This is a genomic window from Streptomyces actinomycinicus (assembly GCF_016741775.1).
Taxonomy (GTDB): domain Bacteria; phylum Actinomycetota; class Actinomycetes; order Streptomycetales; family Streptomycetaceae; genus Streptomyces; species Streptomyces actinomycinicus.
Window position 1 is genome coordinate 123,224 of record NZ_JAERRK010000004.1, and the last position, 13,519, is coordinate 136,742.

Consider the following 13,519-nt stretch of genomic DNA (forward strand, 5'->3'; position numbering starts at 1 on the left):
ATGGAACCGTTGCGCGGCGCCGACCCGGCCGGGATCGCGGGCTACCGGGTGCTGCGCCGGCTGGGCGCCGGCGGCATGGGTGTGGTCTACCTGGCCCGCTCCCGGCCGGGCTCCCTGGTCGCGTTGAAGGTGATCCGCGCCGCGCACGCGGACGACCCGGGCTTCCGGGCCCGTTTCCGCCGTGAGGTGGAGACGGCGGGCCGGGTCGCCAGCCCCTGGGTCGTACCGCTGCTCGAAGCGGATCCGGACGCGGAGTCGCCGTGGCTCGCCACGGCGTTCGTGCCGGGTCCCTCGCTCGGGGAGGCGGTCGAGGAGTGCGGGCCACTGCCGTACCGCTCGGTGCGGTTCCTGGGGGCCCGCCTCGCGGAGGCGCTGGAGGCCGTGCACGGGGCGGGTCTGGTGCACCGGGACGTGAAGCCGGGCAACGTGCTGCTCGCGGTCGACGGGCCGCGGGTGATCGACTTCGGCATCGCCCGGATGCCGGAGGACACCGCTCTCACGGCCAGCGGGATGGTGGTCGGCTCCCCCGGGTTCCTCTCCCCCGAACAGGCCCAGGGGCGGGGCAGGGAGATCGGCCCGGCCAGTGACGTCTTCTCGCTCGGCTGCCTGCTGGCCTTCGCCGCCTCGGGCGGACGCCCCTTCGGCCGTGGCTCCGCTGCCGAGGTGCTGGTGCGTACGGTCCGTGACGAACCGGACCTGGCCGGTGTACCGGCGCCCTTGCTGCCGTTGCTGCGGGACTGCCTGGCGAAGGAGCCCGGCGACCGGCCCACGGTGGCCGAGATCCGCGGCACCCTGGACGGGGCGGAGCCCCACGACCGGGGCAACGGGGGCTGGTTGCCCGAGCCGGCCACCCGGCTGCTCGCGCGCCGTTCGACGGCCGCCCTCGCCCTGCCCGCCGTCGAGGCGACCGTGGTGTCCGGCGCCGCGCCCGGCGTCGCCACCGCCCCCGGATCGCAGGAGCCGTCCAGGAGCGGGACACGACGACGCCTCCTGGTGCTGGGCTCGGCCGCCGGGATCCTGGCGGCGGGCGTGACGGCGGCCAGGTGGACGGCGGACCGACCGGGCCGGGCGTCGACGCGGGGCGGCGGCACCCGGCTCCCGCGGCTGGTCGTGGCCCTCCAGGCGGATCTGACGGGAGGACACAAGACGGCGGGACTCGCCCAGGAACACGGGGTCCGGCTCGCCGTCGACCGTCTCAACGCCCGTACGGACCGCGGCTTCGACCTCGCGCTCCAGGTGCACGACGACGCGGGGAGCCCGCCCCGGGCGCAACGGATCGCGCGGCAGCTCGCGGCCGACGGCCAAGTCCGCGCGGTGATCGGTCCGACCACCGACGCCTGTGCCGAAGCCGTCCTCGCCGAGTACCAGAAGGCGCTGCTGCCCGTGGTCTCCGTATCGGTCGGGCTCGACGGAGCCGCCAAGTACCGGACGTACGCAGCCACCCGGCCCCCGGACGGCAGCCTGGCGGCGCCGCTGGTCGCCTACCTCGTCCGCACCGCCCGGGCGCGGAAGACACTGCTGGTCGACGACGCGGCCGAGGGAGACTTCAGCTGGAACATCTGCGCATCGGTGAGTGAGGCCATGCCCGCCGGGCGGCACCCGACGAGCCGGCGTACCCTCGCCGCCGATGACGACACGGCCGGCGACTACCGTGCCCTGGCCGGGTCGGTGACCGACGCGGGGGCGGACGCGGTGGTGTTCGCCGGTGGACAGGCGCGCGCCGCGAAACTGGCGCTCGCGCTGCGGGACGCCGGCTACTCGGGAGCGAGACTGGCCACTCAGCGGGCTCTCGGCCCGCTCTTCCTCACCACGGCGGGCGACGCCGCCGAGGGCTGGGTCTTCGCCACCGCCTTCCTCGATCCGGCGCGGGTGAGGGCCGCGAAGCCCTTCGTCACCGCCTACCGCGAACGCTTCGGCACCACCCCGCCCTGGTACTCCGCCGAGGCCTACGACGCGGCGCTGTTCGTCGGCAGCGCGATGACGACGCTGGGCGCCTCGCGCGCGGAACGCGGCGCGATCGCGGGACGGCTGCGCGACACCGAGTACCGCGGGATCACCAAACGGTTGCACTACACGTCCTCCAGCACCGGCTACACCGAGAAGGCGCTGTACCTCTTCCAGGTGTCCGGCGGCCGGTTCCGCTTCCTCGGCCAGTTCGAGGACGCCACGGCCTGAGAGCCAGGGCTGTCGGGTCCGTCAGGTGTGTCGGATCTGGTCGGCGGGAACGCGTACCGTCTCCACCCAGCCCGGGGGCTGTGGTGCGGCGGACCCGATCAGCGCCGCGATGATCCGGCAGGGTGGGTTCTCGTCCGGCCAGGGGGTGAACCCGTCGGTGAGGACGACGACGATGCTCGGGCGGTCCGGCGCCGCGAGCGCCGCTTCGATGCCCACGCGCATGTCCGTGCCGCCACCGCCGCCCAGCGTGACCTGCTCGGTGGCCGTCACCCTGGACACGGCGTGCACGTCGGCGTCGCACGCGAGCACGGTCACACGGTTGCCCCGTACGCCCACCTCGCGCAGCACACCCGTCACCTCCGCCAGAGCTGCCGCCAGTTCGGCGTCCCCCATGGAGCCGGAGGTGTCGATGACGACGGCCACCCGCGGCAGCGGGCGGCGCAGGCTCGGCAGGACGACGCCGCGCAGCGCAGGGGTACGGCGCGAGGGCCGGCGGTAGGTGTAGTCGACCGCTCCCCCCGCCCACGCGACGGCTTCCCGAACGGCGCCGGACAGCGCCCGCCGCCAGTCCACCGTGGGCTCCAGGACCTCCTCCGCCCAGCGCTGCCAGCCCGCGGGCAGGGACCCCCGGCTGCGCTGATGGGCGCGCATCGCATCGGCGGTCTGCCGCCGCAGGGCCTGCGCCTCGACCTCGCCGAGTCGTGCGGGGCCGGCGGACTCGGGGAGTTCCCAGGGCGCGGGCCGGCCGTGGGCACCCGATCCGCAGTCCGGAGTCCGCACGTGCGGCGGCAGCTGATCGACGTACACCTCGAACAACTGGCCCTCGGGGAGGCCGAAGAGGCGGGGTTCCATCCGCCCCTCGGGCAGACGCAGGCCGTCGGCGAGCAGGTCGTCGTTGATCTCGCAGTCCTGCGCGACGTTGACACGGTGCCAGTCGCGCTGGGCGGCGGCGGGGAGCCGGTCCGCCCGCCCGTGGTGGTCGCGCAGCAGGTGCGCCGCCTCGTGCACCCAGACGCCCGCCAGCTCGGCCACCGGCGTCGCGTCGACGAAGCCGGGGGACACATAGCAGCGCCAGTGCCGGTCCACGCCCATCGTCCGCACCTCCGCGCTCGCGACGACGGTCAGGGCGTACAGGGCCGACGCCAGGTACGGCCGGTCGCTCGCCGCCCGGTAGCGTGCGGCGAGCAGCTTGGTCATGTCCAGGGCGCGGCGGGCGTCCTCCGTCATCCCCGCACACCTCACCGGCCGGAGCCGGGCAGCGCCCCGGACATCTGCAGCAGGTCCAGGAACCGGTCGATGCCCGGCGGCACGGGCCAGTCGAGGTGCCGCATCGCCGCCAGGTCGGTGGCTGCCCGGGCGGCCACGTCCGGGACTCCCGCGTCCACGGCCTTGGCCAGCACCGCCCAGCCGGCCTCCCAGCGCGGCCGGGTGAGGTCGCTCTGGATGGCGGCGACCACCGCGATCAGGAACGCCAGTTGCCGGTCGCCGCGTTCGGGCAGGGCGAAGGCGTCCGGATCGGCGAGGACCCGGTCGGGGTCGGGCAGATCGAGGTGTTCGAGGTAGGACAGCAGTTCGATGCCCGCGCCGTCCCCGACGGCACCGGTCAGCGCGGCGGCGAGCGCCTCTCGGCCGACGCCGGCCGCGTACCCGGTGGCGAGCAGCTTGAGCGCCATCTCCCAGGTCCGGGGGGACGGCCAGGACCGGCCCCGGCTCTCGGCGTCGGCCGGGATGTGGTGGACCAGGCCGGGCCTGGCCGTGAGGAAACCGGAGATCGCGCCCCGGGCCCGGGCGACCGCGCCGGGCACCTTGGCGGCGCCGACGACGGGCACGGTCACCTCCGGCCAGGTGCCGGCCATGCCGCGGGCGACGGTCCGGGGGTCGTGGGTCCATTCGAGGTGGACGAACCGGTTGGCGAGCGGCGGGCTGAGATGCCAGCCGTCCGCCGCGCTGGACGGCGGGTTGGCGGCGGCGACGATCCGCACCGCCTCCGGCAGGACCAGGCTGCCGACCCGTCGTTCGAGGACCACCCGCAGCAGCGCCGCCTGCACGGCCGGCGGTGCGGAGGACAGTTCGTCGAAGAAGAGCAGGCCCTGGCCGGCCCGGGCGAGGCGGACCGCCCAGTCCGGCGGGGCCATCGGCACACCGGTCACGGCGGGGTCGTCCCCGACGATGGGCAGTCCGGCGAAGTCGGACGGTTCGTGCACGCTGGCGATGACCGTCTCCAGCGGCAGGCCGAGTCCGGCGGCGAGCTGCTCCAGGCCGGCCGACTTGCCGATGCCGGGCTCTCCCCACAGCAGCACGGGCTGATTGGCCGTCACGGCGAGGGCGAGCGCCTCCAGCTGCGGGTTCGCGGAGGGCTCGGTGCGTCGCGTACGCAGTCTGCGGTTGAGGTCGTCCGCGGCCGCCAGCGGGCCGCCCGGCGCGCCGGGCGCGGTGCTGTCGGTACGGTCGGGGCGGTCGGTGCTCAAGAGGGCAGCTCTTCCTCGTCGTCGGGGTCCTCGTCGTACTGCTCCTGCTCGGCGATCCGTTCGTCCCACCACTCGGCGCCGATGCCGGGATGCTCCTCCTCCACGCGTTGCCGGAGGAATGCCAGGTCGGGTCGCTTGTAGCGGCGGACGAGCTGGGCGAGCGACATCTCGAACTGGTCGACCGTGTCGAGCCGCGCCCCGGCGGCGACGAGCGCCTCGACGAGCGCCTTCGAACCGAGGTCGTTGACCGCCACGAACAGCGGCGTGCGCTCCCGCCGGTCGCGGGCCTCGAGGTCCAGTCCTTCCGCCAGGAGCCGCGGCAGCAGCGTCTCGTGGTCGAGGAGGTTCAGTACGTGCAGCAGGGTGCGCCCGTTGCCGTCACGGACGCGGGGATCGACACCCGCGTCCAGGAGTTCCAGCACCCCGGGGGTGTCCCCGTGCTGGGCGCGCTGGAAGAGTTCGTTGCGCTGCGCCCGCAGCGCCTTGGGCAGGCGTCCTTCCCCGGAGGTCCAGGTCTGCTCCACGGCGAAGCATCCGGCGACGGCTCCGCCGAAGGCGCGCATCGCGCGCTCGCGCTGCTGCTCCTCGTCGCTGTGGGGCATGCGCAGCAGGCCGCCGGGCCGGAAGGAGACCTCGTGCCAGTCCCCGCGGCACCTGACCCGCACGGGTGCGGGAGCCGTCGGCCCGGGCGGCCCGGCCGGGCCCTCCGCCGTCTGGAGGGCGGGGAACAGCGACTGCCGGACGAGCGGGTGCAGGTGCTGCGCCGCGACGCCCCCGATCCGCATCAGGTCGAGGTCGGGGAGCCTGCGCCACAGGGCCTCGGCCAGGAAGGGCACGTCCTTGGCGTCGTCCCGGTCGACGACGCGCACCCGCAGCCCGCCGGAGTGCGCGGGCTCCAGCAGGAAGTAGGTGCGCCAGTGCACGGCGACGAGGAAGCGGTCGCCTGCGCCCTCGGCCGCCAGCCGGCGGATCTCCGGCTCCAGGCGGGTGTGGTTGAGTGCGATCCCCCCCAGCAGCGCCTCGGGGTCCGTGCGGTAGTAACCCGACGTCTGCGGGGCTGCCAGGTCCAGTTCGAGGCCGGCGGCGGCGAAGGCGGCGGCCGTGTCGCCGTCCTGGTGCAGCAGCGTGGCCCATTCGGCCCGGGCCGCCGGGTCGCCGTGGCCGGGATCGGCCGTCGGCAGTGCGTCCGTACCGCGCGGGGTGGCGTCGGCGTGGAAGAACGGCGGCCTGTCCGTGCCGCCCCCGCACCGTTCGCGCAGTTCGGTGGCGTGCCGTACGTCCCAGAGGTGCCGTGCGGACCGCCAGTCGTGCGTGGACCGTCCGAAGACTCCCGCGGCCCGCTCCTCCTCGACCGTCCTGAACCGCAGGGTGAGCCGCTGTGGTCCGTCGCTCATCGCGGGCGTGGTGACGTGCAGGTAGGGCGTGGTCCGGGGGCGTTCGTCCGTGGACTTGGGCCGGTAGCGGGCGAGGACGACCGTCGTGTCCGTGGCGAGTGTCGTCCGTCCGCCGAGCATGCGCGGCAGGTGCCAGCGCAGCAGGTCGGGGGCGAAGTGGCGGAGGTCGTTCTCCAGGGCGGTGGCGACGTCGTCGCCGCAGTGGCCGGCGACTTCGGCCAGGTCGAAGGCGACGTCGACGTTCGCCGCCGCGCACGCGCCCCTCCAGTCACCGGCCAGACGGCGTTCGGTCGCGCGCTCGATCATCCAGCCGGGCACCGCGTAGCGGCGGACACGGCGCCGGCTCGCCGCCTCGTCCGGAGGGAAGCAGCGGAGTTCGCCTCGAGCGCTCAACGGTAGACACTCCCTATCGCACGCAGGTCGGGATGCGGCCTGCCGACGGGCCGCAGGCGCGAGGTGAAGGACCGCTTCACCTTGCGGGGCAGCCCGGGACCCAGACCGACGTACTCCAGCGGCGAGTCGTCGGGCACCGCCGCCAGCAGTGTCTTCGCGCCCCGGCCGGTCAGGCCGGTGTGGCACAGCTCCAGCCGGCGCAGCGGGCTGCCCGGCAGGGCGGCGGCCAGGGCGTGGGCGCCTGCGTCGCCGGGGGTGTTGGCGGGGGCGCCGAGGCTGCGTTCCGACATCGGCCGGCCCAGGTCGAGCGCCTCGATCCCGCCGAGGGAGCCGGCGAGGGCCCGGGCACCGGCGGGACCGATTCCGTTGCCGCCCAGGCCGAGGCGGACCGGGCGTGCGGGGTCGGCCGCGGCGGCGAGGATCGCGGCGCCTTCGTCTCCGAGATGGTTGGCGGGGAGGTACAACTCGCGCACGCCGGCATCCCGGATCAGGGCGGCCAGCAGGGGGGCGGCGTCGGCGGTCAGGCCGTTGCCGCCCAGGAAGAGGCGTTCGACCGGGCCGGCCCGGCCGGTGAGGGCGTCGAGCAGGGCCCGCAGACCGCCGGTGGTCAGACCGGTGTTGACCAGGTCGAGGGTGCGCAGGGCGGTGTTGCGGCGCAGCATGGTGGCGAGCGCCCGGACGCCGGCGTCGCCCACCGGGTTGCGCTTGAGCCACAGGGCGCGGACGGTGCGGTCCGTCGTCAGCGCGCCCGCGAGCGCGGTGACGCCTTCGGGGCCGATGCGGTTGCAGCCGAGGTAGAGGGTGTGCAGGCCGTGGCCGCCGGCGAGCGCGCCGGCCACCGTACGGGCTCCCTCGTCGCCGACGGCGTTGGTGCCGAGCAGGACGTGCGTGGCGTGCAAAGAGGCGGCGGCGACGGGCATGAGCCGGGCGGCGCCGACCGCTCCGAGGCCCTGCTTGCACAGGTCGACGCGGCCGTCCGCGCGCAGGGTACCGAGCGGGAAGGTCTCGTCGGCGTCGACCGGCTGTGCGGACCGCAGCCGTGCGAGCAACGGCGCCAGAGCGGCGGGGTCGCCGATCGGGATGTCCGGGTGCTCGATCGCGGGGCAGCGCACGGGTGTCGGCTGCGTCATCACCACTCCACCGGTCCATCGCCGGTGCCCGGCGCGCCGAGGGCGGCATCGCCCTCCGCCCGCCCGGGACGGACCGACGCCAATCGACTTTCCTCCACGACAAGGGTGGCAAGGCCGGTCGGATTCGAACCGACGTCCTCCAGCTCGGTGCTTGGGCGCGACGACCTCTGCGCTACAGCCTCGCCGCGAAGATCATAGCGGCCGTCGCCCCTGCGTTCGAACCCGGTTGCGTCACGGTCGGAGCACGGACGGCACGGGCCCCCGGCGTACGGCGCACCGGGCTGCACGGGCATCCGGGAGCTGCCCGGACCGGCCGGTGGGCGGGCTCGCGCGGGCGCGCCCACCGGTGGCGTACGGACGGGGCGGTTACGAGGCCATCTCGTACGCGCCGGACAAGGCCTCGACCCGCTGCCAGACGCGCCCCGTGCGCGCCTCGTCGACGACCGGCCGCCGTACCGCGGCCAGCGCCCAGTCCTGCTGCTGTACGGTCGCCGAGTCCTTGCCGTGCAGTTCGACGGCGTGGGCGGAGAAGTCCCGGACGAGGACGGCGAAGAGTTCGTCGAGGACGTCCTCGTCGAGCCCGGTCAGGGCGGCCTGTTCCAGGACGAGCTGGCCGTGCACGACGAGGGCGAAGAGCTGGCCGACCGCGAGGAGGAGGTCGAGGTCGCGGCTCTGCTCGGCGTCGGGGGCGGCCGTGGCGACGAACTCGCAGAGCGCGTCGGCCTGTTCGCGGAAGCGGGCCACATTGGGCAGGTGCCCGTAGGCGTCGAAGGCGGGCCGCCAGTCGTGGAAGCGCACCGAGCCGAGACCGCGGGCCGGCCCCTGCCGGAAGAGGAAGTCGTCGTCGGCCGCGTCGAGGCGCGTCGGCACGGCGGGGTAGGCGACCGGGTCGAGGAGGTGGCTGCGCATGAACTTCAGGATCAGCGCCAGGTTGACGTGGACCGTGCCCTCGAGCTTCGGCAGACCGCGGATCTCCACGGCCGCCTGACCGAAGTAGTTGTCCTTCTCGAAGCCCTTGGCCGCGATGACGTCCCACATCAGGTCGATGACCTTCTCGCCCTCGGTCGTCACCTTCATCTTCGTCATCGGGTTGAAGAGCAGGTAGCGGCGGTCGTCCGGGCCGGCGGAGCGGAAGTAGTCGACAGCACGGTCACTGAAGGACTTCATGCCGACGAGCCTGACGTACGCATCCGTCAGCTCGCGACGCACGTGCGGGAAGGCGGTGACGGGGCGGCCGTAGAGGATGCGGTTGTGGGCGTGGGTGACGGCCTCGTACATCGCGTGCTCGCAGATGCCGATCGAGGCGGTGCACAGGTTGAACTTGCCGACGTTGACGGTGTTGAGGGCGGCGTCGAAGGCGGCGCGGCCGGTGTGCAGGACGTCCTCGGCCGCCACGGGGTAGTCCTCGAGGCGGAACTCGCTGACGAACTTCGAGGAGTCGACGACGTTCTTGACCAGGCGGTAGGCCGGGTGACGGCTGTCGGCGGCGAAGAACACGTAGCCGTCGGGGCCCTCTACGTCGGTACGACGGCCGAAGACGGAGACCAGTCCGGCGGCGTTGCCGTTGCCGATGTAGTACTTGGAGCCGGTGGCGCGGAAGCCGCCGTCGCCGTCGGGCTCGAGCAGCATGTCGGTGGAGTAGATATCGGCGCCGTGGGTCTTCTCGGACAGGCCGAACGCGAACACCTCTCCCTGGGCGAGGAGTTCCGCGGCGCGGGCACGGGCGGCGGCGTTGTCGCTCTGCCAGACCGGGCCGAGGCCGAGGATCGTGACCTGCCAGGCGTACCAGTAGTCGAGGCCGTAGAAGCCGAGTATCTCGTTGAGCGCGGCGATCCGGGCGGTGTCCCACCGCTTGTCCGGCTCTGTCTCCCCCGCGGCGGAGGACGGCGTCAGGAAGGTGGCGAACAGGTTCTCCTTCGCCGCGAAGGCGAGGAAGTCGCCGAGCCACGCACGGTTGCGGTAGTCCTCGGTCAGCCGCGTCCTCCCGCGCTCCTCGAACCACTCGACGGTGGCACGCAGCAGGCGGCGCGTCTCGGGGTCGAAGTGCGCGGGGTCGTACGTGCGCGGGTTGAACAGCAGCTGGTCAGTCATGGAGATGACGCCTTTCGGCTGGTGGACGGGTGGGAAGGGGGAGGTCTGACGGTTGCGTGGCGGCAGGTCAGTGGCTGGGCCCGAACCCGGCCGGCGTGGCGGCAGGTCAGTGGCTGGGACCGAACCCGGCCGGCGTGGCGGCAGGTCAGTGGCTGGGCCCGAACCCGGCCAGCGTGGCGAGCACGTCGTCCAGCCAGTCGATCATCATCCGCTCGTACGCGATGCCACCCCGCAGGACGACGTGCTGGAGCTCTCGTTCGGCGTCGAGCGGCGCCTGCGGAGCGGCCGGGCTCGCCCCGGGACTCCCGGGGCCCGTGAAGTCCCGTACCTCTCCCGCCAGGTAGTGCGCCAGCCGGTCCTGGTGCGCCTGCCGGTGCCGCTCCACCTCACGGATCAGAGCGGTCGGGTCGTCGAAGGCGGCGCCCCGGATCTTCACGGCCAGGTCGTGGCGGACGCTCTCCGGCTCGATCGGGTCGTGCAGCCAGGAGGACAGCGCGGCCCGGCCGAGGTCGGCGACGGAGTACTCCTTCTTGTCCGGCCGGCCCTGCTGAGGGATGTCCCGGACGTCGACCCAACCGTCGACCTCCATGCGCTTGAGCACGCGGTAGATCTGCTGGTGGGTCGCGGTCCAGAAGTAGCCGATGGACCGCTCGAAACGCCGGGCGAGTTCATAGCCGGACCCCGGCTTCTCCAGAAGCGACACGAGGATCGCGTGTTCGAGCGCCATGCCCCCCGATCCTGCTATGCAACTCGTTGCATAGCAAGTCCGCGCGGCGCCGGTGGCGCGGGCCGGCCTCCACGGCACCGTGGCGTCGATCACGGCGGGGTGGGCTGCTCCGCCACGACCGTCCGCCGCGTCGTCGGGTCCGCGAGCTGGGGTGCGGCCGCTGCCTCGTCCCACCGGCCGGGCTCGGCTTCGCTCGGGCTCGCGTCTCGTCAGGGCGCCGCTCGTCCGTCCAGCAGGTCCCCCACCTCCGCGATGCCCTCGGCGATGGACCGCTCGGGCAGGTCTCCGAAGCCCAGGACGAGCTGGGGCGGGTCGGCCGCCCCGGAGGTGCGGTGGGCACTCATGCCGTAGAGACCGACACTGCGGGCCCGGGCCGCGGAGACCACCGCCTGTTCGTCCGTCCCGGCCGGCAGGTGAGCCACGGCGTGGAAGCCCGCCGCGAGGCCGGTCAGGCGGACGGCGGGGGCGTGGACGGCGAGGGCGGTGCGCAGGGTCGTGCAGCGGGCCGCGTACAGGGTGCGCATACGGCGCAGATGACGGTCGTGGCGGCCGGACTCGATGAGCCGGGCGAGGGCGAGCTGGTCGAGCGTGGGGGTGCCACGGTCGGCGATCCTCTTCAGCTCGGTGAGGGGTGCGGTGAGCGCGGGCGGGGACAGCAGCCAGCCGGTGCGCAGGGCAGGGGCGAGGGACTTGCTGACGGTGCCGATCGACACCACACGGTCGGGCGCCAGGCCCTGCAGCGCGCCGACCGGCTGCCTGTCGTAACGGAACTCGGCGTCGTAGTCGTCCTCGATGATGTACCCGTCGCGGCGCCGGGCCCAGGCGAGCAGCGCGTGCCGGCGTTCCGGGGCGAGGACGACTCCGGTGGGCCACTGGTGGGCGGGGGTGACGATGACGGCTCGAGCGCCGGACGCGTCCAGGGCGGTGACGTCGATGCCGTGCGCGTCGACCGGGACGGGGACCGGGGTGAGGCCGGCCGTGCCGATGGACGCGGTGCTGGAGGCCGGGCCGCCCGGGTCCTCATGGGCGACGGCCTCGACGCCTTCGCCGGCCAGGGCCTGGAGGGTGAGGGCGAGCCCCTGGGCGTAACCGGAGCAGACGAGGGTGTGCGCGGGATCGGCCACGGCCGCACGGACCCGGCGCAGATAGGCGGCGAGCACCTCGCGCAGGACCCGGCTGCCGCGCGGGTCGCCGTAGTCGAGGTCGGCGGTCGGCATGGTCCGGGCCGCTTCCCGGACCGCCGCGAGCCAGTCGGTCAGGGGGAAGGAGGCGAGGTCCGGAACACCGTGCCGGAAGTCGGCGATCAGGCGCGGGAGCCGGCCGTCCGGTTCCTCCGCGCGTGGTGGCTCGGTGGCCCGTGTGCAGGGGGCCACGCGGGTGGCCGAGCCGATGCGGCCGACCAGGTAGCCCTCGGCCTGGAGTTGGGCGTAGCAGTCCTGGACCAGTCCCCGGGAAAGGCCGAGCGTGCGGGCGAGTTCGCGCGAGGAGGGCAGTCGCTCGTCCTCGCGCAGCCGTCCGGTGCGGATGGCGTCCCGCAGCTGTCGCTCCAGCTGGGCACGGAGTTGTTCGCCGCTGCTCCGGTCGACGGTCAGCAGCAGTTCGGGCGAGAGACCGGCCCACTGTACAGCCATGGAATTGGAGCTTACCGGTGTGCCGGTCGGGACCTAGCGTCGTCGGCATGACGAATCCCCTGACACGGCCCCGGATTTCGACCGCCCGGCCGCCCTTGCTGACCCGTGCCCTGTTGCTGCGCTTCGTGAGCGTCGTGGGGTCGACGGTGAGCTTCTTCCTGCTGCTGTCAGCAGTGCCCGCGCACGTCGGCCGGGCCGGGGCAGGCCTCGCGACCGGCTCGCTGATGCTGGCCACGGTGCTCGGCGAGCTGGCCGGACCGCGGATCCTCGGCCGGTACGACACCTTGGGCCCGTTGGCGGCCGGTCTCTTCCTGCTGGGCGCCCCGGCGCTCGCCCTGCCCCTGGCCGACGGTCCGGCCTGGACAGCGGCGGTGTGCGCAGTGCGCGGCCTGGGCTTCGGCCTGACGATGGTCGCGGGCGGCGCCCTGACGGCGGCCCTGATACCAGCGGAGCGCAGGGGCGAGGGCCTCGCGCTGGTCGGGGTGGTCGGAGGCGTACCGGCCCTGGCCGCACTGCCCTTGGGCGTCTGGATGTCCGGCCACATCGGCTACACCCCGGTCACCACGGTCGCTGCCCTGGCGTCCCTCGCGGCGATCCCGACGGTGCCGGGACTGCGGGAGCAGGAGGTTCCCGCGCGCGTGCAGGGGGGTGAGCGGCGGCACCGCGGACCCGTTCCGAGAAGCACCGCGAACCGTGCGGCGCCGGTCCAGACGCCGGGCCAGGTCCAGACGCCGGTGCCGGTCCAGACACCGGGCCCAGTCCAGATGGCGGGCCCGGTGCAGACACCGGTGCCGGTCCAGACGCCGGTGCCGGTCCAGGCACCGGTGCCGGTCCAGGCACCGGTGCCGGTCCAGACGCCGGGCCCGGTGCAGACGCCGGTGCCGGCTCGGGAGCCGGATTCGTGCGGCGATCGGGGAAGGGATGTCGGGGTCCTGGGCGGTCTGCGGGCCGGCGGCCTGCGTCGGCCGGCCTTGGTGTTCGCGGCCACCGCAGTCGCCGCCGGCATCCTGGTGACCTTTCTGCCACTGGCGGTCCGGCAGGGTTCCGGCACTGCGACGGTGGCTCTGCTGGTGCAGAGCACCACCTCGACCGCGGCCCGCTGGGCGGCGGGGCGCTACGGCGACCGCCGGGGACCGGCGCGGCTGGTCGTGCCCGGGCTGCTGGTGTCGGCCGCCGGTCTGTCGGCCCTGTCCGTGACGTCCGGCTCGGTCGCCGTGCTGGCCGGCGCGGCAGTCTTCGGCGCCGGCTTCGGCATCGCCCAGAATGCCACGCTCAGCCTCATGTACAGCCGCGTCTCACGCCCGTCGTACGGTACGGTCACCGCCCTGTGGAACATCGCCTACGACGGCGGCATGGGCGTGGGCGCCGTGGGTTTCGGCCTCCTCGCGGCACACACAGGGTACGGCTGGGGGTTCGCGCTGACGGGTGTGCTGATGCTGAGCGCCCTGGCGCCGGCGGCACGTGACCGGCAGGCCGAGGCGCGGCCGCAGCCCTGAATGCGCCGACGCCC

Annotated in this window: 9 protein-coding genes and 1 tRNA gene; 2 read left to right on the forward strand and 8 right to left on the reverse strand. The window is 74.2% G+C overall.

All coding sequences use genetic code 11. The features are described from left to right. Positions 1 to 2,175, forward strand: a complete 2,175-nt coding sequence (locus tag JK359_RS10170) for a bifunctional serine/threonine-protein kinase/ABC transporter substrate-binding protein (RefSeq protein ID WP_201834174.1) — start codon at positions 1 to 3, stop codon at positions 2,173 to 2,175. A gap of 21 nt (positions 2,176 to 2,196) precedes the next feature. Here the strand turns inward: JK359_RS10170 and JK359_RS10175 are convergent, their stop codons facing one another. The 8 genes from JK359_RS10175 to pdxR form a co-directional block, all read right to left on the reverse strand. After that, positions 2,197 to 3,402, reverse strand: a complete 1,206-nt coding sequence (locus JK359_RS10175) for a vWA domain-containing protein (RefSeq protein WP_201834176.1) — start codon at positions 3,400 to 3,402, stop codon at positions 2,197 to 2,199. An 11-nt stretch (positions 3,403 to 3,413) separates the two neighbouring features. Further along, positions 3,414 to 4,643: an AAA family ATPase gene (locus tag JK359_RS10180; protein WP_201834178.1), complete on the reverse strand. Its 1,230-nt coding sequence runs from the start codon at positions 4,641 to 4,643 to the stop codon at positions 3,414 to 3,416. Beyond that, the gene (locus JK359_RS10185) at positions 4,640 to 6,430 is read right to left on the reverse strand and encodes an ankyrin repeat domain-containing protein (protein ID WP_201834180.1); all 1,791 of its coding nucleotides are present in this window, start codon (positions 6,428 to 6,430) and stop codon (positions 4,640 to 4,642) included. The genes JK359_RS10180 and JK359_RS10185 overlap by 4 nt, the downstream gene beginning before the upstream one ends. Beyond that, positions 6,427 to 7,560 carry a leucine-rich repeat domain-containing protein gene (locus JK359_RS10190; RefSeq protein ID WP_201834181.1) on the reverse strand — a complete coding sequence of 378 codons (1,134 nt, stop codon included), beginning with the start codon at positions 7,558 to 7,560 and terminating at the stop codon, positions 6,427 to 6,429. The genes JK359_RS10185 and JK359_RS10190 overlap by 4 nt, the downstream gene beginning before the upstream one ends. Positions 7,561 to 7,666: 106 nt before the next feature. Beyond that, positions 7,667 to 7,742 (reverse strand) — tRNA-Arg (locus JK359_RS10195). A gap of 184 nt (positions 7,743 to 7,926) precedes the next feature. Beyond that, complete coding sequence (locus JK359_RS10200) at positions 7,927 to 9,651, reverse strand: acyl-CoA dehydrogenase family protein (protein ID WP_201834183.1); 1,725 nt, start codon at positions 9,649 to 9,651, stop codon at positions 7,927 to 7,929. Between the two features lie 145 nt (positions 9,652 to 9,796). Further along, positions 9,797 to 10,378 carry a PadR family transcriptional regulator gene (locus JK359_RS10205; RefSeq protein WP_201834185.1) on the reverse strand — a complete coding sequence of 194 codons (582 nt, stop codon included), beginning with the start codon at positions 10,376 to 10,378 and terminating at the stop codon, positions 9,797 to 9,799. Positions 10,379 to 10,587: 209 nt separating this feature from the next. Next, positions 10,588 to 12,009, reverse strand: a complete 1,422-nt coding sequence (gene pdxR / locus JK359_RS10210) for a MocR-like pyridoxine biosynthesis transcription factor PdxR (RefSeq protein ID WP_201834187.1) — start codon at positions 12,007 to 12,009, stop codon at positions 10,588 to 10,590. Between the two features lie 47 nt (positions 12,010 to 12,056). On the opposite strand from pdxR, the gene JK359_RS10215 reads away from it, so the two are divergent. Next, entirely contained in the window at positions 12,057 to 13,505 is a 1,449-nt protein-coding gene (locus tag JK359_RS10215; RefSeq protein ID WP_201834189.1) for an MFS transporter, read from the forward strand. The last annotated feature ends 14 nt before the right edge of the window (positions 13,506 to 13,519 follow it).